19 protein-coding genes are annotated in these 20423 nt (G+C 45.0%); 16 read left to right on the forward strand and 3 right to left on the reverse strand.

Annotation, left to right across the window (positions count from 1 at the left end):
* Positions 1–3326, reverse strand: a 3326-nt coding sequence (locus tag Q8865_05360; GenBank protein ID MDP4152856.1) for a hypothetical protein, incomplete at its 3' end; no start/stop codon positions are given.
* Between the two features lie 267 nt (positions 3327–3593).
* On the opposite strand from Q8865_05360, the gene Q8865_05365 reads away from it, so the two are divergent.
* Positions 3594–5204: a copper amine oxidase N-terminal domain-containing protein gene (locus Q8865_05365; GenBank protein ID MDP4152857.1), complete on the forward strand. Its 1611-nt coding sequence runs from the start codon at positions 3594–3596 to the stop codon at positions 5202–5204.
* A gap of 92 nt (positions 5205–5296) precedes the next feature.
* On the opposite strand, the gene Q8865_05370 is transcribed toward Q8865_05365, so the two are convergent.
* Entirely contained in the window at positions 5297–6157 is an 861-nt protein-coding gene (locus tag Q8865_05370; protein ID MDP4152858.1) for an AraC family transcriptional regulator, read from the reverse strand.
* Between Q8865_05370 and Q8865_05375 the strand changes: the two genes are divergently transcribed.
* Together Q8865_05375 and Q8865_05380 are read left to right on the forward strand one after the other, a co-directional pair.
* Entirely contained in the window at positions 6156–8402 is a 2247-nt protein-coding gene (locus Q8865_05375) for a family 78 glycoside hydrolase catalytic domain (protein ID MDP4152859.1), read from the forward strand. The two genes, Q8865_05370 and Q8865_05375, sit on opposite strands and share 2 nt — an antisense overlap.
* Positions 8403–8485: 83 nt before the next feature.
* Entirely contained in the window at positions 8486–9658 is a 1173-nt protein-coding gene (locus tag Q8865_05380) for an S-layer homology domain-containing protein (GenBank protein ID MDP4152860.1), read from the forward strand.
* Between the two features lie 553 nt (positions 9659–10211).
* Here Q8865_05380 and Q8865_05385 read toward each other — a convergent pair.
* Positions 10212–10667 (reverse strand): helix-turn-helix transcriptional regulator, encoded by a 456-nt coding sequence (locus tag Q8865_05385; GenBank protein MDP4152861.1) that lies wholly within the window; start codon positions 10665–10667, stop codon positions 10212–10214.
* Positions 10668–11096: 429 nt separating this feature from the next.
* Between Q8865_05385 and Q8865_05390 the strand changes: the two genes are divergently transcribed.
* The 13 genes from Q8865_05390 (at position 11097) to Q8865_05450 (ending at position 20395) form a co-directional block, all read left to right on the forward strand.
* Positions 11097–11288: a helix-turn-helix transcriptional regulator gene (locus Q8865_05390; protein MDP4152862.1), complete on the forward strand. Its 192-nt coding sequence runs from the start codon at positions 11097–11099 to the stop codon at positions 11286–11288.
* A 225-nt stretch (positions 11289–11513) separates the two neighbouring features.
* Entirely contained in the window at positions 11514–11759 is a 246-nt protein-coding gene (locus Q8865_05395) for a DUF6011 domain-containing protein (GenBank protein ID MDP4152863.1), read from the forward strand.
* The gene (locus Q8865_05400; GenBank protein ID MDP4152864.1) at positions 11756–12484 is read left to right on the forward strand and encodes a hypothetical protein; all 729 of its coding nucleotides are present in this window, start codon (positions 11756–11758) and stop codon (positions 12482–12484) included. Before Q8865_05395 ends, Q8865_05400 begins: the two co-directional genes overlap by 4 nt.
* Positions 12485–12721: 237 nt before the next feature.
* Positions 12722–13420, forward strand: coding sequence for a hypothetical protein (locus Q8865_05405; GenBank protein MDP4152865.1), 699 nt, complete (start codon positions 12722–12724; stop codon positions 13418–13420).
* Complete coding sequence (locus Q8865_05410; GenBank protein ID MDP4152866.1) at positions 13417–14010, forward strand: Holliday junction resolvase RecU; 594 nt, start codon at positions 13417–13419, stop codon at positions 14008–14010. Before Q8865_05405 ends, Q8865_05410 begins: the two co-directional genes overlap by 4 nt.
* Positions 14011–14085: 75 nt before the next feature.
* Positions 14086–14523, forward strand: coding sequence for a hypothetical protein (locus Q8865_05415; GenBank protein ID MDP4152867.1), 438 nt, complete (start codon positions 14086–14088; stop codon positions 14521–14523).
* 80 nt (positions 14524–14603) lie between these two features.
* Positions 14604–15266, forward strand: coding sequence for a hypothetical protein (locus Q8865_05420; GenBank protein ID MDP4152868.1), 663 nt, complete (start codon positions 14604–14606; stop codon positions 15264–15266).
* 260 nt (positions 15267–15526) lie between these two features.
* Positions 15527–15997 (forward strand): terminase small subunit, encoded by a 471-nt coding sequence (locus Q8865_05425; protein MDP4152869.1) that lies wholly within the window; start codon positions 15527–15529, stop codon positions 15995–15997.
* A complete protein-coding gene (locus tag Q8865_05430; GenBank protein ID MDP4152870.1) occupies positions 15981–17243 on the forward strand; it encodes a PBSX family phage terminase large subunit in 1263 nt (420 codons plus the stop codon). Before Q8865_05425 ends, Q8865_05430 begins: the two co-directional genes overlap by 17 nt.
* A 98-nt stretch (positions 17244–17341) precedes the next feature.
* Positions 17342–18025, forward strand: a complete 684-nt coding sequence (locus tag Q8865_05435) for a hypothetical protein (protein ID MDP4152871.1) — start codon at positions 17342–17344, stop codon at positions 18023–18025.
* Between the two features lie 493 nt (positions 18026–18518).
* On the forward strand, positions 18519–20003 hold the full coding sequence (locus Q8865_05440) for a phage portal protein (GenBank protein ID MDP4152872.1): 1485 nt from the start codon (positions 18519–18521) through the stop codon (positions 20001–20003).
* A gap of 3 nt (positions 20004–20006) precedes the next feature.
* Entirely contained in the window at positions 20007–20135 is a 129-nt protein-coding gene (locus Q8865_05445) for a hypothetical protein (protein MDP4152873.1), read from the forward strand.
* A 77-nt stretch (positions 20136–20212) separates the two neighbouring features.
* A complete protein-coding gene (locus Q8865_05450; protein MDP4152874.1) occupies positions 20213–20395 on the forward strand; it encodes a hypothetical protein in 183 nt (60 codons plus the stop codon).
* The last annotated feature ends 28 nt before the right edge of the window (positions 20396–20423 follow it).

Below are 20423 nucleotides of genomic sequence, written 5' to 3' on the forward strand. Positions count from 1 at the left end.
TAGAGCGTTCCGCTTGACACCGGGGGACCGGCGAAGGTGACATAAGAAAGACTTGAGCCGGTGGCACTGATGCAGACACTGTTAAAGTCTGCCGATGAAAATGCTGCTGTTCCGGAGCTGTCTGTCGAATACTTGATAGCGCTTGCCGCTGAGGTTACGTCTACGTTTACGGTGCCTGTGAAGGAATAACCATAGTAGCTGACTCCTGTATAAGTGATCGGCACTGAGCCGGAATAACCGCTGTAGGGCACAAAGGTGACGTTTGAGAGATAAGGCATCCCGTTATAATATAATTTCGTGGCGGCGGATACATAAGAGTCAAAATCTGACGGGGAGGTATAGTTGTAATAGAGCGTGCCGTATGAGGACGACGGCAGGGTGAACTTGACATAGCTTAAGGTGTCGCCGGTATCGTTTAAGCAGGTGGTGTTGAAATCTTCGCCGTCAAAGGTGACGGACGAGCCTTTTGCAACCGTATACTCTATACTGTCAAGAGACGAACCGCCGACGGTTATGTGTATCGCCCCTGTGAAGGAGGTGCCGCTGTTGCTGACACCGGTGTAGGATAACGACAGCGTGCCGGAGTAACCACTGGTCGGAACGAACGAAATTTTTGAAAGATAGGGAGAGGTGCTGTAATAATAATTCGTACCTGCCGATACGGAAGTGCCGTATCCTGTCGATGAATTATAATCGTAATACAGAGTGCCGTATGAGGACGTCGGCAGAGAAATTCTTACATATTTAAGGTAAGCCCCCGTTTCGTCTACGCAGGCGGCGTTGAAGTCGGCGTCGTCAAAGGTAACGCATGAGCCTGCGGCGACCGAATAATCTATGACGTCTGAGCCCGTGGAGGCGGAGCCGCCGACATTGACCGTTATCGTGCCGTTGTAGCTTGTGCCGCTTGTGGTATAGCCGGTGTAGTAGATCGACACGGTGCCTGTGTAGCCGCTGTAGGGCACGAAAGAGACATTTGATATGTAGGGCGACGAGCCGTAATAATAACTTGTGCTTGCCGATACGGCGGAGTCGTAGCTGTAGGATGAATAGTAATTATAATAGAGCGTGCCGGAATAAGAAGATGGCAGAGAGAACCTTACGTAAGACAGGCTTTTGCCTGTTGCGCTCGCACATGCGTTGTAAAAGCTTGAGGCGCTGAATGTGACAGGCGTGTTTTTCGCTGTCGTGTATGTAATTGAGCTTGCGGAGCTTGTCACGTTTATGCCGATCGTTCCTGTATACGAATATCCGTGTTTGCTGACCCCGGTGTAAGTGATGCTCACAGCACCTGTGTAACTGCTGTAGGGCACGAATGTCACCTTTGAAATATAGGGTGACGAGTCCATGTAATAATAGGTGCCCGACGAAACGGCAGAACTGTAGCTGTAGGATGAGGTATAGTCATAATAGAGCGATCCGTATGAATACGAGGGCAGTGTGAACTTCACATAATTCAGATCGTCGCCCGTCGCGTCGATACATGCGTCGTTGAAATCGCTTTCGTCAAAAACGATAAAAGAGTTTTTCGAAACAGCGTAGTTTATCGAGCCGGAAACAGCGCCAACGTTGATTTTTACAGTGCCGTTATAGCTTGTGCCGCTTGCGGTATAGCCTGTGTAGCTTATGGTAACAGCGCCGGAATAGCCGCTGTATGGAACGAAGGTGACTTTTGAGAGGTATGACGAGGCGTTATAGTAGTAACCAGTGCCTGCCGACACCGCCGAATCATAAACTGAAGATGAGGTATAGTTGTAATACAGTTTTCCGTATGATGAGGATGGAAGCGTGAATTTCACATATGACAGGGTCTGCCCCGTAACGTTTTTGCAGACATTGTTGAAATCGTCAGCGTAAAAGGTGACAGGCTTGTTCGAGTCTGTTTCATACTCGACGATCTCTGAATTTGCATCATTCACCGTGATTTTGACCGTGCCGCTGTAGCTTACGCCGCTTACGGTATATCCGGTGTAGTTTATTGTGACAGTGCCGGTGTAAGTCGCCGACGGAACGAAGGTGACTTTATATATATATGGCGATGAGCTTTTGTAATATTTTGTGCCGGATGAAACGACAGAATCATAGCTTGATGAGGAAGTATAGTTATAATACAATGTGCCGTAGGTGGAGGATGGAAGCGTGAATTTCACATATGAAAGCGTTTCGCCGGTCAGCGTGGTGCATGTGCTGCTGAAATCGGAGGAGGCGAAAGTGACAGTTTTATCATTGTAAACCGAATAGGAAATGGCGGCCGCTGTCGCTGAACTTACAGTTATGACGACTTTGCCGGAATACGAGCTGCCGCTCGTGCTGTATGCTGTGTAATTTATCGTGACCGTTCCTGTATAGCCCGACCTTGCGGCGAAGGTGATATTCGACAGGTATGGGTCAGATGAGTAATAATAGCTCGTGCTTGCCGACACCGCGGAGTCGTATGAGGACGAGGAAGTATAGTTGTAATACAAAGTGCCGTATGTGGAGGAGGGCAGGGTGAACTTTACATAGGAGAGCGTTTCGCCCGTCATTTTATCGCAAACGCTTTGGAATGAGCTTGAGGAAAATGCGGCGACTCCCCCCGAGACGGTGTTCAGGGTTATGTCGTCTGCTGTTTTTGCGGTGACTGTGATTTTAAGCGAAGCCGTGCCGGCGCTGTTTCCGTCGGTGTCATATGCCTTGACGATATAGCTGACTGTACCCTCGCCGGTGGGGACAAAGGTGAGCTTGCCAAAGTTTGCGGCGGTCACCTTTCCGTCCGAGCCTAACGCTGTTCCGTCGATTTTCAGGCTTCCGAAGGACGGGTTTGCGCCGCTTATCACGACATAGGACAGCGCCGGGCTGTCGTTTTGCGTGTATTTAGACTCAAAGTCAGACGCTGTAAAGCTTATGCTGCCCGGCATGGCGGCGGTTTTCGTGATCGTGCCGCCGAACGTTCCGTTTACCTTTGCCATGCGTTTGACCCTGACGGTGTATGTGGTGGTGTAAAACGCATCGTCGCCGCTTTTCTGGTATGTGACGAGCATATTCACCGGATCGCCGTCAACGGCTGCGACCGAGCCGCCCGGGAAGGAGGCGACAGCCGTAGAATAGGATGAGCCGTATGCTATATCAAGCCCCACAGACAGGTCGACAGTGCTGCCCGCATATCCGTATTTGACCTGGAGCGTAACGTCCTTTGCCGAGCTTACGTTAACAGCCGAAGCGATGCTCGAGTGGTTTATCGAGGTGAGCACAAACTCGTCGTTTGCGGCATACACGCCGGCGGGCAGCAGCCCGACCGCAATTATAAAGGCTAAAAGATACGCCAATGCCCGCCTTGTCCGTTGTTTCATATGTTTCCTCCCGTGATTCTTTACGATGATAATATCACAATATTATGGTTGATTCGTTAAAAAAACATTAAATCTGATAAAATTTCCCTTGACTTAAACAGTATAAAAGTATTGTACCAATATGAATAGGTAAAATCAAGTAAACAGTAGGGATAATTGTATCTTAGTTTTATCTTTGACAAAAAAGGTGGAAATTCTTGTTTGATAGGGATATAATGGATATTATGAAAGCTAATGCCTATTTTTTGAGAAATCAGGGTGCTTGATATGAAAAAATTCATTTTTGCGGCTATGGTTTTCGGCCTCTTTTTCTGCGGTTCGGCATGGGCATATAACGTTGATCTGCCGGGTGACTATAGAACCAATGATGGTCAAGACTGGTTTTTTGCATCTGATACAAATGGGGATGTCACAGTAGCAGTGGGTGAAAACGGCAGGATTTGCGTTTCGAAAGATAATGTCAATTGGGAAGAAGTGCGATTCGTTACCTTTAGCAGTTTGAATCATGTTGCATGGGACGGATATGAATTTGAAGCTTTCTCTGATAAAGCTATTTTTAAATCAAGCGATGGCTATCATTGGACGGAATATCCCGACGACGGACGCTGTGAACTGTATAGTCATAATAATGTGATTTTAGATTTAAATATCCCTAAAAATCAACCGTTTGAGCTGCCTGATAAAGGTATTAGTTTTACCGGAAAGGATTATGTAAAAATTGACGAGACATATGCATCAGACACAGGGTCGACTGATAAATTATATCAAAGCGATGATGGAAAGACGTGGAATTATATTAAACAAATATGCAGCAAAGAAGATTATACCGCTGAAGAATACATGCTGTTTTGCTTTTTATCCACAGATTATTCCGGCATAAGGGGGCAGATCATTAACACTGGAAATGAATACCTTGTGAGGGAGGGAATGTGGGACAATGGGTATTCTCCAAGACAGCGCGAATATGACGGCGGTGAAATCTACGTTTATGACCTAAATTTTAATTTTGTAAAGAAAATCAAGTTTAACGAATATATCATGCAAATGTCCTACTTGGATGGGATATGTTATGTTTTATATGACAGGACATATGACTTATATAAATCTAGCGACCTTGAAACATGGACTAAAGTGGAAAATGGTATAGGGGTTCCAATGAGAAATAAATACACAACAATCTTTGAAACCTTTGCGACTGTCGAATATGGAGATCCGTTTAGTCTGACAAATTTCACTTCTACCGCGGTAAGATGTATAGACGGGGTTCCGGGGCAGAGGGTAGCGATGGAAGATAATGAGTTCAACCGAATATTTGTGCTCGGCGACTACTTCTTTTCTATAAACAATAGTATAGAAAACGGCCGGGTGCCCAGTTTTTCTTATTCAAAAGACGGCATTTATTGGGCAACGCAGAAAGTCCCGGGAGCATGGGGCATTGACTATATAATTCTTTCCGAAGACAGTATATATGTAGTTAAAGATGATTTCGTTTTAAAGTATTCGCTGAGTGATATCGACGCGACTGTGCCTTATCAAACAGACTATGTTCAGGTAAACGGCAATATCTTAGGCTTTGACGTGCCGCCGGCAAACGAAGACGGCAGGCTTCTAGTGCCCATGCGTTTCCTGTTCGAGCAGATGGGCGCGCAGGTCGCGTGGGATGGCGGCACCCAGACTGCAACCGTGACTAAGGACGGAAAACAGGTTTCATTTCAGATAAACAACAATAGTGCGAATGTCGGCGGCGAAACGAAAGCGATGGACGTCCCCGCACGGCTAATCAAAGGCAGAACAATGGTTCCCCTGCGGTTTTTATCTGAAAATCTCGGCTATAACGTTAGATGGGACAGCGATAGCCATATCGTGGCGATAAATTAAATTTTTGGAGGATGAGATGAAACGATTTGTTGCGGCGCTACTACTAAGTTTATCATACTAATATTAAGGAGCGGGGTAATCCCACTCCTTTTTCATTTTGACTGGACGAGTATCCTGCGGAACTGATTGGGGGTGACGTTCATGTGCTTTTTGAATACGGCGTTGAAGAATTTGATCTTGTCATAGCCGACAAGCCCGGCGATCTCGACGACTTTTTTGTCGGTGTTCGCAAGGAGACGGCAGCTTTGCTCTATCCGCACCTTCTGCAGACAGCTTAGAAAAGTCATGCCGGTATCCTCTTTGAATTTGCGGCTCAGATATGGAAGGCTGAAATTAAGCTGACTGCTGATATTTGAAAGGGTGGGCGACTCCATATAGTGCTCGTTTATGAAGTTTACGATATAACTGCTTATGCTGCCGGAATCGGCAGCTATTTTTTCGGGCGTGACACGGCGCATGATGCGGATTATCACCTCAATGAGGTTACAGCGCATGACCTCCATACAGCCTGGCGCTTTTTCCTCGTATTCTCTGACAAGCTTTTGCATGAGTGCATATATCGAGCCGTCCTCGTCATAGAAAACCCGGTTTATCGGGCTTGAAGAGGGCTGATAGCGGAATCGGATGAGATAGTTGTCGAGAAGCCTTGTGAAGGTGCGGCAGTTTACAAGCGTTTCGTCTATAAAACTCGGGATGAACAGGCAGTTTATCAGCCCAAAATCCGAATCTTCAAACCTTTTATACTGGTGAGGCGTGCCGTAATCGACAATAAAGAAACTGCCCCTTTGCAGGATCGTCTCTTTTGAATCGAAATGGTGCAGAGCCTTGCCGTTTGTGATATAAACTAGCTCTAAGAAGTTATGCTTGTGATACCTTTTCTCTGTTTCGGACGTCTGAACCATCATGCGTATTTTTTCATCAGGAGCAAAGTGCACGGTGTAAACTTCCGACATGTCAAAAACACCCCCTAAAAATGAAATAATGACTATAGTTTTATTGTATCTCCGGGGGTATACTGTTGTCAACATAAAGAGAAAAGAGTGGAATCGTATGAAATGGCAGGCAAAATGGATCAGACCGTCAGTTGATTTCGGAAAGGTCAATCCGGTCTACAGAAAAAAGCTGAATATAAAAGGAAAGCTCAGCGGTGCGGAGCTTGTGATTACCGCTATGGGCGTGTATGAGGCGGCGATAGACGGAAAACGGGTGGGGGATTTTATTCTTGCCCCGGGTTGGACGTCCTACAGCAAGCGCCACCAGTATCAGACCTATGACATCACCGATATGCTGTCAAACACAAGCGTGCTTGAGGTCACCGTCGGGGAGGGTTGGTATAGAGGCCGTCTTGCGGGCTGGATCAAAAGAGAGAATGAGCGTGCCTCGATTCCCCCGGCAATAATTGCCCAAATCGAGCTTACCTATGCCGACGGGTCGCATGAGCTTATTTTGACGGACAAAACGTGGGAGGCGGCGGAAAGCCCGGTGCTGTTCAGCAATATATACGACGGCGAGGTCTATGACGCAAGGCATGTCGACAACACTTTTTACCCTGCCGCCGAGATGGCTGATGCCACAACGGATAACCTTATCCCCCAGCAGGGCGAAAAGGTCACCGAACACGAGCATTTAAAGCCCCTGCGCGCGTTCGTAACGCCAAAGGGCGAAAAGGTGATAGATTTCGGGCAGAACCTGACGGGTTATGTGGCTTTCACCGTGAATGCCAAAGCGGGCGAGCGGGTCGTCATCTCCTGTGCCGAGACATTGGACGCCGACGGCAATTTCTACAACGCAAACTACCGCAGTGCAAAATCTAAGATAGAATATACCTGTAAAGACGGCGTGCAGTTTCACAAACCGTCCCTTACATTTTTTGGATTCAGATATATCCGCCTCGACGAGGTGCCATCCGGCTGGAATGCGGACGATTTCACAGCTATTGCCCTGTACTCGGATATGAAGCGCACAGGCCATCTGATCTGCTCAGACTCGAGGCTTAACCGCCTGTTTGACAATATCGTTTGGGGGCAGAAAAGCAATTTCCTCGATGTTCCGACCGACTGCCCACAGCGTGACGAGCGCCTCGGATGGACGGGGGACGCACAGGTTTTCTGCCGGACTGCGACATATAATTTTGATGCAAAGAAATTCTTTGAAAAGTGGCTCGCTGACCTTGCGGCGGATCAGGGAGAAGACGGCTATGTTCCGCATGTGGTGCCTGACTGTCTGCCCAAAAGGGAAAGCAGTGCCGCATGGGGTGACGCTGCGGTCATCTGTCCGTGGCAGGTCTATCTGACCTACGGCGACACGGAGATTTTGAAGAATCAGTTTGAAAGCATGAAGCTGCGCATCAAGTATATCGGCGGGCACACAAGCGACAAGTATCTGTGGACTGGCGCTAAGCATTTCGGAGATTGGCTGGGGCTGGACTCGCCGGAGGGCAGCTATAAAGGCTCGACCCGTGCCGATTTTATCGCCTCGGCTTACTATGCTTATACGACAAGCCTTGTCGTCAAAGCCGGAAAAGCGCTTGGGGCGGACGTTTCAGAGTATGAAGCGCTTTATGAAAACATCTTAAAAGCTTTCAGAAAGGCTTTCAGCACATATAAGACCCAGACCGAGCATGTCCTTGCGCTTTATTTCGACCTTGCCGAGGACAAAAAGCCTGTTGCAGACTCACTTGCCAAAATGATTAGGGAAAACGGCAACAAGCTTAAGACAGGTTTTGTCGGAACGCCATACCTCCTGCACGCACTAAGCGATAACGGTCATGCGGACGTCGCATACAGCCTGCTTTTGCAGGATGAGTTCCCGTCATGGCTCTATTCCGTCAAAAAGGGCGCCACGACGATTTGGGAGCATTGGGATGGCGTAAAAGAGGACGGCAGCTTTTGGAGCACCGATATGAACTCGTTCAACCACTATGCTTACGGCTCTGTTGGCGACTGGGTTTACGGCGTTGCGGCAGGCATACGGACAGTTGAGGAGCATCCGGGATTTGAGCGGGTACTGATTAAACCGATCCCCGACGAGAGGCTTTCATGGCTCTGCGCCGAGCTTGAGACGAAATACGGGACTATCCGTTCAAAGTGGACCTATGTTGACGGCAGGGCAAGGTATGAAATAGACACTCCATCGCCCGCAACTATTGTAATAGGTGACAAGACTTATGAGGTCGAAAAAGGTTCGTATATTTTTTAAGGCTTTTGTTTCTCCCTAAAGGTTTATATTGCTAAAAAATAAACCGTTATGGTATACTATACAAAAATAGGGGGGGAACAATTATGAAAAGATTTTTGACTGCATTTTTATTGATTTTATCCCTGCTTCCTGTCAGCGTTTTTGCGTCAGACGATGGGTTTGATATGAAAAGCTCGTATGATGCGGAGAAAAACGCCGTGGTTTGGGAAAACGACATGTTTGCCGCAACATTTACAGGCAATTCGGCTTCCGACGTCAAAACCGAAAACGGCATGGTGAAGTCGGTTTCTTTCCCGGGAACCGTGCAGGTGCAGTTCAAGGGTGTGTTCGACCAGGCTTTTCTGTACAAAAACAACGGGAACGGCGAATATTCCGACAACTTTTTCACAAATGTCGAACAGGTTGCGGGCACAAACGATACCTATGAGACAAACAGTGCGGTGCTGACGGAAGGGGAGTATACGCTCGGGTTCATTTTGGATTACGGCAGCTATGCCACCGGTCAGAGCATTACCATTTACGTGGGAAGCGGCGCACAAAACCCGGACACACAGCAGCCAACAGCGCCCGGCAGTTCTGATAACGGCAGTTTTATACAGATCGACACCGACAGAGCCTCATATTTTACGGACAGCACCACGCTTTCCGATGGGGCAAATATCAGCGAATGGGCGGCATCCGAGGTGAACGAAGCTCTTCAAAAGTCCATTGTTCCTAAGAGCATTTACGATGAAAGCAATTACAAGCGTGCGATAACCCGCAAGGAATTTGCATATGTCATGGTTGGGGCGATGCAATCTTTTAGTTACACCTTCGACGATCTTACTTCTTATTTTAAAGCCTACGGCTTTCATACCGATTTCACCGATTCGAATAATGATCTTATAATTCAGATCGCACGTATGAATAATATCATTAACGGCACGTCGGAAACCACTTTTTCACCCGACGGTCTCCTTACAAGAGAGCAGGCGGCGGCAATGCTCGAGCGCCTTTACGATCAGTGCCAGACCCAATACGGGATCGGAAAACCGATAATCACTGATCCCACATACTTTGCGGACAGAGATAAATTCAGCTCATGGGCTGAAAGCGGCATCAACTTTGTATCCGCTTTAACTGATCCTCAGACAAGCAGGCTTGTGATGGGCGGCGTCGGCGACGACTGCTTTCTTCCTGATGGACAACTTACCGTAGAGCAGGCGCTGATTGCAGCCAAGCGGATGATTTCCTTTGCCGAAAGTAAACACAGTTAAAGAAGAAAAAGAAAAAAGAGTGTGGAGGTTGTATAATAAACTGGACACCAAGATAAGTACGAAAGGTAAAATAGTTTATTAAGAGCGGTTTATGACAAGAAATTGAAGACGGCAGTCTACGCCGTTTGATTAATGGAGTCTGTAAAAGAGTTTTCTATGATACATTAAAATATCATAGGAAGCTCTTTTATTTTTTATTGGAAGGGAAATTAACCGATGAGCGAAAGGAAAAAGCAAATCATATAGTCACTGTTGGAAGTGTATACATTCGGTCTGCGACCAAACATATGCCATATTTAAAGTATTTAGAATCAAATAAAAAAAGGCTTTGAAACAAAGCCTTTTTTTATTGCAAAACTGCCGCCCGCAACAGGAATTCAGACTCAATGAAAAAATCTGGCTGTCGTTCAATCGGTTTCCTCATTTTTAACGGGGCGACATGGGCATCGCCCCACACACAGAGGATCAATGCTGTCTCTCCAATCTACGTCAAGGATCATAATTAATCGCAGTCAGCCAATAAGTGTAAATAAAGTTTTCTATCAGAAAACTTTTACCCATGATGCTTACTTTTCGATAATTCAGCAGCGTTTTGGGACGCTAATTCCATGATTTCTTCCGCGATTTCTGCTTCATTCACCTTTGACAGCCGTTTCAGCTTGCTACGCTGTTCTTCATATGCCTTTGCTAAAACGATTGCCCTCCCCGCCTTATCAAGTGTTTCATATACCTCGAAAAGCTCATTCATACTTTCCGGGATCTGCGGAGCTCTTTCCTTGCCCATAAGCAAAAAGTCTGTCGATATATCTAAAAAATTGCATATACAAGGTATCTTGTCTGCAGACGGGTTTGTCCCCTTTCTGCGCCAATCTCCTATTGTGTTTGCACTTATACCTGTTCCTCGTGCTAAATCTGCATCAGACAGCTTCTTTTCTTTCATAATTTCAAACAGTCTTTGGCTAATTGTCACAAAGAGCACCTCTAATCTTTGTATAAAATGCCCTTGCATTTACGGTTGACAAACCTTGCATATACAAGGTATAATGTAACCACAGGAACGACAAAGGGCGCAATAATTCCCAAATAAAACTTCTTACGACACAATTTTACATCCATAAGTAATCCTTTGTCAACAAAATATGGAAGAAGGTCAAAAAATTTAGAAATAAAAAATTAAACAAAAAAAGTAAACTTTACATTTTATGTCCAGACAAAAACTGGAAATATTTTGAGATTTGTTTAACCTGCCAGTTAGTTCATTTTAACCGTATTAAAGCTGAATGTAAAGCCTTTGGCAGAAGTTTCTGTTCGCTTGCGTGAATATGCGAGATGAGAGAGGGGCGAGGACGAGAGAGGTGGGGATGCGGAAGTGCGAGAGAGATGTGAGAGAGGCGAGACCGTGGAGCTTTTGAAAAATTTACACAAAGGAAGTATATGTATGTCGTTTTCAAAGAATCTAAAAAAATTTCGTGAAAACTGTGGATTGACACAGGAAGAACTCGCGGAAAAGCTTAATGTAAGCAGGCCGCTGATCACTCGGTTTGAACTCGGGATCAAAAAACCGTCTCTTGATCTGCTTGAACAGATTGCCGGCGCTCTGGACTGTTCTATGGCTGACCTCTTATCCTGAATATTTTCCGAAAGTGGACAAAGCCGCGGCACATAAGATTTACCGGGGAAGTGGTGGCATGAAAGAGATTGACATCTCGACGGAAAATCACCGGTGGTCGCCTTTTCAATGCGTGTAGCGTGCCAAAGGCTGAATCCTTTTAAGCGGGATTTTTAGATATTCTGTTGGAGGCTAGTCTATTTGACGGTCATTTGAAAAATCAATGCATCATTGGAGGAATCAATTTTGAAACAGTATAGAACATGCCCAACCTGCGGAGCAACTCTTGATCCGGGAGAAAAATGTATATGCGGCGGACATAAAACTAAAATCGAATTATTCACAGTCACCGCGACACGGTGCCGTCGGTGCGGCGGCATTTTAACCTCTAAATTCGGCATTAAAAATGGAATAGGTCCGTGCTGCCGTAAAAAAGAACTTGCAATGAGCCAGATCGACCCCATGCAGATCGCCCTTGGAGACGACCTATGAAAAAATCAGCTGTGTTTATTGCTTTGGCTATGCTTATCTTTACCGCTTCCGCGGACAAGCCCTCTCCTCAGGATGTTCCAGCTGCTGACGCGCGGGTCGTGCAGGCTTTCATCAGAGTGAACAATAGCTGGACAAGCATAGGCAAGTTCACCGTTACCGCCTACTGTCCCTGTAAAAAATGCTGCGGCAAATGGAGCGATTCACTTAATCCTATTACCGCTTCGGGCGCGCCAGCCGTGGAGGGCGTTACTGTCGGGGCTGATTTTAGTATCCTGAAACCCGGTACAAGAATCTTTATTGATGGAATAGGAGAGAGAATTGTTCAGGACAGAACGGCGGGCTGGGTCTCTGACAAGTATAACGGTAGGATTCTGGACCTATTTTTCACCAGCCATGCCGACGCCGCCGCTTTTGGAAAACTGCAGTGCAATGTGTTTATTTTGGGAGACCCTTACCAAAAAAAATTGATTGGAGTGGCGGCTATGAGCTTCAGAGATAGATATCAGTTTAAAAAGATCGGGCAGATCAGAATCGGTGAAGAGGTCATCGTCGGCACGAAACCTATTGTCCGCATGGGCAGGATTATTAACGCCGAAAGGATGTTTTACAGCGGAGTCATCGTCTATATTCACCCTAGCTGGCGCTATTTCATTGTCAGATACAATAAATGCAAGTCTTTTGCCGGTATCAGTGATGTTGACTTCTGCGAATCATTTTTGATATGAATATTTGCGGATCGGTGTGCGGCGGCTTTGAAGCATCACAAAATCGGTGCTTGGCGTCCTTGTAAAAGGTATTATCTTTTCGCCGTTTGTTTCTATTCTCATTTTTTGGGGTGCAGGGGTGTCCCTTGCCAAGGGGCTGCGGGGAATGTGTACCCGCGTTCCCGCGGGATGCATATAGGCGAGACCGGGATTGCGAAAGAATGACATCATTGGATCTAATGCTTAAAGGAGACAGTTATGCCGTACATTGAAAAAAGGATCTACTCAGGTCCTATGCTTGAGATCGAACGTTATCCGGCTAGCGTGAATGGCAGGCAGATCGGACGGTCACAAAAAGGAAAACCAAGTTCGTCCGCTCAGCAGAACCTGAACGACAAAAACGCAAAGAAAAAGCTCATCAGGCTTTTGAATACGAATTTTTCACGCAATGACTTGTTTGTAAATCTTACTTACGGTATTCCCCCGACAGAAACAAAGGCGAAAAGGGCGATGACAAATTACCTTAGGCGGGTAAAGGCATACCGAAACAGAAAAGGACTAAAACCGTTAAAATACCTGGCGGTGACAGAGGTGGCGGGCGGCCGCTGGCACCATCACATCGTTATGAACTGCGACGGTTTGACGATGGATGAGGCAGAACAACTTTGGCAGGACGGGCGAGTTAACATTTCACGGCTTCGCCCCGACGAGTTCGGGCTGGAAGGGCTTGCGCGGTACATTGTAAAAAAGCCGTCGGGGGCGCGGCGGTGGCAGCAAAGTAAAAACCTCAAAAAACCCATTTTTACAGAGCCCAAGTTCATCAAGCGTCTCAACATATACAGACCGCCGAAACCGCCAAAGGGATATTTGGTCGTTGACGTCGAAACATCAGACAACATTTTTACCGGATTGTATCAGTACATTACACTTAGGAAGATCGATGCCGCAATGCTTTGAAAGAAGGTGAAACATTGGGATTTAAAGGCTGGGATGATTATCCCGATCTGCGAGATGATGAAAAAGACCCAAAAAGACGCATGGCGGGCGCAATGAGTCGCGAATTTGGCGGAATGTTTGAAAATGATATTTTCGCCGCCTGCGATTACTATCGACTTAACAGGATAGCTTTCATTGAAAAAACTCCCGAACCATTTACTGTTATAAAGAAGCTTGCCTCCGGCAGGTTTGAAGGTCACTTCCAAAAAGCGGCTCAGCCCGACTTTAAGGGCACTTTGAACGGCCGTGCCGTAGTTTTTGAAGCTAAATTTACAAATGCAGACAGGATCGAACAGTCGAGAGTCTCCCCCGAGCAGGCTTTTGCACTTGATATCCATTTCCAAATGGGCGCCATCTGTTTCGTTTTGGTCTCTATGGGCTTTAAAGTTTACCGCGTTCCATGGCAGGTTTGGCATTCGATGAAAAAGATTTATGGACGTGTGCATATGAAGAAAACCGATCTTGAACGCTTCCCTGTTAAACTTGCTAGCGGCATGCCCCTCTTCTTAGACGGAATAGGTGCTTCGGAGCACGAAAAAACAATATTTTGACTGGAGGCTAAGTTATTGCCGGACGTCGATTTGTCTTTTTAAATGCGGATTAATTAAGCGTAAGGAGTGGAAACTGTGGATTGGAAACAAGCAGCTATTGACGACCTCAAAAAGTACAACGCTCAGAAACAGAGCCTTATAAATATCCAGCAGAGAATCAGCGCCCTCAAAATCAAAAACGAGTCTATCAAAAGCAGGGTTACTGACAGCACCCCTGTACAGGGCGGTGGCTGTCAAACTGAGGAAAACCTCTTGAACAATATAGTCGAGCGTGAAAGACTCAAGCTTACATACGCTGCCACCAAACGCCTTGTTACACTGGTCGAAAAAGGGCTCAGCGAACTTTCGGATGATGAGAAATACGTGCTTGAGATGTTTTACATAGCGCCCGAAAAGGGCAATGTGGACAGGCTGATGGATGAAATTTCTGTCGAAAAGTCGCAAGTCTACAGGATCAAGGATGCCGCGCTTTATAAATATACGCTGCGTATGTATGGGCTGACCGATTATTGATGGGGAAAAAAGACACAAAAGTTGAAAGCTCTTTCTTTTTTTTGTGGTTGTGGTAATATATTCAAAAAAGGAGGTAGGCTATGGAAAAAATTTATTATCAAGAAAAAGACGAGAACAGCATGTCTGAATTCGCGAAGTTTTATTCAAAATTAGAAAAATATGATTGTCCGGATTATTATTCAATAATAAAAAACGATGTTTTAATTTTTGAGCATTTTGAGTTTGACAGTTCAAATCATAAACGAAAAGGAAGTACCTATAGGAAAAAGCTTGCTTCTATTGAGGCTGACAAGGATCTTGGAGTTAAACATTTTGAATTGCCGTCTACCCTTACTTCAAAAAATTATGTGAATAACTTAACGAGATCTTTTGAAGAACACTACAAAAAGATTGAATTGTATAAGAAGAATATAGCCAAAATTGCAAAATCCGATGGCGATATTAACTTTAAAGTCTGTTTTTTTATTCAGGACGTTACTCCACTGGGTAATTATTCAAATGATAATAATAAACCGCTGACCATTTTTGACTGCAAACAGTTCCTTGATTTGTTTGAAAACAGTCCCGATTTAGACTGGGTGTTATTTTATAATAAAGAAATTGGTTATGAAGAGATTACTTGGTTTTTAAGCAGGGACAGCCTTTCAGAATACAGAAAAAATGAGTTGGATTTTAATAAAGTTCATTTCATTAATCGTTCTCCACAATGTATTCAAGCAAGGATTATGATTGACAAAAAATAAGTGGTTTTCATTAAAATAGATATTATATATGGTTTTATTGTCTCCCGTTGAGGTAGGGGGGGGAGAGTGAAGCTGTATGGAAGATGGGAAAAAGTCGGGAAGACTTTTGAGAAAAACAGTGATATACTGATAGCGTAAAAAAGTATAAAGCGGCACCGAGTCGCCGCAAATATAATATTTAAACTGCCGTCTGTTTTCAGGCGGTTTTTTTATTTGGTTTAACGGGTTAAAAAATCCCTTATTGACGCAGGGGCGGGGGCGTGGGATTTATAAAGCGAGGTGATTCCTTGACTAAGCTGACTTACAAGCAAAGAGCGTTTGCCGATTTTTACATCGAACTAGGAAATGCAACTGAAGCCGCTGTTAAAGCCGGTTACTCAAAAAAAACCGCGCGGGCGATTGCCTCTGAAAATTTGAAAAAAATTAATGTCAAAGTATACATTGACGAGAGACTTAAACAGATCGAATCTGACCGAATCGCTTCCGCTGCCGAGGTCATGAAGTATCTTACTTCTGTACTCAGAGGCGAACAGCTCGAAGAAGTTGTCGTAGTTGAGGCCAGCGGCGACGGGCTTTCTGCTGCCCGTAACGTTAAAAAAGAGGTCTCCGCCAAGGACAGGCTTAAAGCTGCTGAGCTGATGGGCAAACGCTATTCATTATTTAACGATAAAGTCAATTTTGAAGGCGCCCTGCCTGTTGTGATCTCAGGGGAAGATGAACTCGATGATTAACAAGGTCTACCTGCCGAAAGTCGTTGGAAAAGGCTACAGAGACTTTTGGAATTTTAAGGGCAGATACCGCGTCTGCAAAGGCAGCCGCGCAAGCAAAAAATCCAAAACTACCGCGCTTTGGTTCATTACTAACCTTATGAAATATCCTGATGCCAATCTGATTGTCGTTAGAAAAGTTTTCAGAACTCTTAAAGATTCTTGCTTTACCGAGCTTAAATGGGCTATCGGCAGGCTGGGCGTCTCCGATTTCTGGCACTGCAAAGAATCACCACTCGAAATCACCTATCTGCCAACCGGCCAGAAAATCTATTTTCGAGGGCTTGACGACCCTCTCAAAGTCACCTCTATTACTGTCCAGTCCGGCTGTCTATGCTGGATGTGGATCGAGGAAGCTTATGAAATCACAAACGAGGCTGACTTTGACCTGCTGGACGAGTCCATTCGCGGCGAGGTTTCCGCCCCGCTTTTTAAACAGATCACACTTACGCTTAACCCGTGGAATGAAAAACACTGGATCAAAAAACGCTTCTTCGATGCTCCGCCTGACCCGGACATTTTGGCTAAAACCACTAATTATTTGTGCAATGAGTTCCTTGATGCCGCAGACAGAAAGGTTTTTGACAATATGAAGAAAAATAATCCACGCCGGTACAAGGTCGCAGGGCTCGGCGAATGGGGCATTGTTGAAGGGCTTATATACGAAAACTGGGAAGAGCTGGAGCTTAATTTTAAAACCGATGATTTCAGAAAACAGCATCCGAGTATCAAAAGCGCCTTTGGCCTCGATTTTGGGTACACTAACGATCCTACCGCGCTCTTCTGTGGACTTATCGATACCGATACTAAAGAGATTTTTGTTTTCGATGAGATGTACGAAAAAGCGCTGACTAACAACATGATATTCCGCAAGATCCAGCTCATGGGATATGCCAAAGAACGCATCAGAGCCGATGCAGCCGAGCCTAAAAGCATCGACGAACTGCGTGAGCTGGGGCTTTCCGGCATCCGCCCCGCCCGCAAAGGAAAGGACAGCGTCAACAACGGCATACAATATATTCAGGATTTTAAGATTTTTATTCACCCAAGATGCGTGAATTTTATTACAGAAATCAGCAATTACACTTGGGAGCGCGACAAAAACGGCTCTAGCATCAACAAGCCTATCGATGATTTCAACCATCTGCTTGACGCATTCAGGTATGCAATGGAGGACTTCTTGCAGGGCGAGACGTTCAGCTTTGATTGATGAGGCGCGGGGATTCGGGAGAGGCAGGGGAATATATTGTTATTACGTTGTGTTTTGTAACATCTTGGTATATAATCAATTAAACCGAGGTGTTGACATTGAAAAATATTGATTTTACTGAGCTGAAACGTTTATCAAAAAATAACCAATATAATAAAAATTTGCCTGCAAAAAATTCTTGCGATATTTTAGTTGCATTAATGGCAAATAGTGAAAATTTTAACGAATTATTATTGGGTTCTGATGCATATACGTCTTCATCTTTAATAAGAAGTGAACATAACTGGTTAAATAGAAAAGATGTAAAATCCTTAAGAGTCAAATCTTCTAATAAATTATCATATGGGCAGGTTTGCTTTATTGATTTCGGGAAAGCTTATTATTCAGAAATGGCATATACTCATTGCGGTTTATACATAGGTAAAAACAAGGGCAAATTATTATTTATTCCCATTACTTCGGTTTTAGACAGCGGAGCTTACCATCCGGTAGATAATCCATCAGGTGATAAGGCTTTAAGGTTGGCTAAGGTAGATGAAGGCTTTTCTAAACAATGCATTTTGATCCTTAATGATGCTAAATTTATTTCGCCTGGCAGAATTATTGAAACTTATGAAATAATAGATGCAGATGTTTTTAAACAGATAAAAATGCAATTATTCGGCGTGATGTTTCCTGACGTTTGCCGGGAATTTTATAAGCAGCAAGAAGAGAGAGATGCTTTAAACAAACAAGTATCATGTCTATCCGAAGAAATTCGTGCTCTCAGGCAGAATTTGTGATGGTTTCTTTTGATTAAAAATTTGTGCATTATGTTTAAAACTATTGACTATTTGCATAATATGTGTTAGAGTATGAACGAAAGAGGACTGTGTGTCTTCAAATTAGTTTGTACTCTTAGAGGTCTTATGTGCCTCAGTTTAGGAGCAAAAACACCTCAATTTTTGGGGTGTTTTTGCTTTTTTTGAATAAATATATGCCGGAGTTTCTCATGCGGAGACGTTTAGAAGGTCAATAATTTTGATAGCAGACGGGTATTTTCGTTAAGGGAAAAAGTCGGGAAGATTTTCATAAAAAAGAGTGATATACTGATAGCGTTGAAAGATAAGAAGTCGGAAACGGAAACGTATCCGGCTTTTCTTTTTACCCAAATGGGAGAGAGACGCGGAAGATGCGGAAGATGCGGGAGACGCGGGAGACGCGGGAGATGCGGGAGACGCGGGAGACGCGTAAGACGCGGACCGCTGATTAATTTTAGTTTTACGGGGTGATTTAATGTTCAATTTCTTTAGCGGGTCATCAGATTTTACCGATATTATCGAGAGGGGCGCTCAGACAAGCATTACCGAAAAGCAGTTCTTTGAACGGGAAATCGCAAAATGGAAACGCTCGCCTTCACGCAGAGCCATGATCACTGGTGAACGCTATTATCTGGGCGACCACGATATCCTTAACCGCAGGCGCACCATTATAGGTAAGGACGGACTTCTTCAGGAGGTCAACAACCTGCCTAACAGCAAAATTGTCGACAACCAATATGCCAAAATGGTCGATCAAAAGGTTAATTACCTTCTGGGTAAGCCGCTTACCTTTAACACCGACAATGCCGTCTATGCAAAAGCTCTTAGAAAAATTTTCGGCAAGCGGTTTCAGCGCACACTCAAAAACCTCGGCGAGGACGCCCTGAACGGCGGCATCGCCTGGCTTTACCCCTACTATGACGATGCAGGTGAGCTGTCCTTTAAAAAATTTGCGCCCTACGAGATCTTGCCGTTCTGGAAGGATGCCGAACACACCGTGCTTGACTGCGCCCTGCGGCTCTACGAGGTGCAGGCCTATGAGGGTCTTGAGGAAAAAATTATCGAAAAGGTCGAGATCTACCGAAATGACGGTATTGGAAGATACATCCTTGTAAACGGAACACTCGTTCACGACATGGAAAATCCCAGCGGCACCTATATGACCACTGTCGATAAAAACGGCATTGAAACCGGCCTTAACTGGGCAAAGATCCCGCTTATCGCTTTTAAATACAATAACAAGGAGACTCCACTTATCAAACGGGTAAAGTCTTTGCAGGACGGGATCAATGCGATCCTCTCTGACTTTCAGAACAACATGCAGGAGGACGCCAGAAACACCATCCTCGTCATCAAAAACTATGACGGAACCAATCTTGCCGAGTTCAGGCACAACCTCGCAACTTACGGAGCTGTCAAGGTCAAAACCGCAGACGGCGCGGACGGTGGCGTCGAAACACTGTCTGTAAGCGTTAACGCCGAAAATTATAAGGCTATCCTTGACCTTTTTAAAAAGGCGGTCGTTGAGAACGCAAGAGGCTTTGACGCAAAGGACGATCGTTTGAACGGCAGCCCAAATGAGATGAACATACGCTCTATGTATTCCGACATAGATTTAGATGCTAACGGCATGGAAACAGAATTTCAGACCGCTTTTGAGGAACTGCTCTGGTTCGCTGACGTCTACCTCGCCAACTCCGGCACCGGAAATTTCGAGGATGAGGAGATAGAGATCATTTTCAACAGGAATGTTTTGATCAACGAGTCAGAGACCATTGACAACTGCGCGAAATCCGCGGGTATCATCTCTGAAGAAACGATCATCGCACAGCATCCCTGGACGACCGACGTCAAAAAAGAACTTGAGAGACTGAATAAAGAAAAAGAGCCGGCAGATGAGTATAAAGGCGCTTTCGGAGCTGTAAATAATTCTGACGGCGGCGACGGCAATGAAACCTAATAAATGTTGCAGAAGTGTTTTGAAATGCTTGAAGAAGCCCTGCTTAAGGCTGGACAGGCTTATCATGCCGAGGTAGAAAAGCAGTTCATGAGGGCAACGGCAAACGTTGAAGAGGAGATTTCATGCCATTAAGGAAAAAAAACGATCAAAGCAGCCTTTTTGAGGCATTGCTATACTGTGTTGAGTATTAATAAAGGAGCTTAGTAAGGTTGTATTATAAAAAAGATCCGTTCGATTACACAAAAGGCTATGTTTTAGTTCTACCGGACAATACTATTTACTTTAGATCTGATACACCTGAGGATATCAAGGAACGCTTTACAAAAAACTGGTCTGAGTACCTGTTGGATATAGAGGATCGTCATAAAAACGGAGATTATTCGAGAGGATGACCGCATTCGATGAAAAGCAACGGCTATT

The sequence above is a fragment of the Bacillota bacterium genome (genome assembly GCA_030705925.1).
Taxonomy (GTDB): domain Bacteria; phylum Bacillota; class Clostridia; order Oscillospirales; family Feifaniaceae; genus JAUZPM01.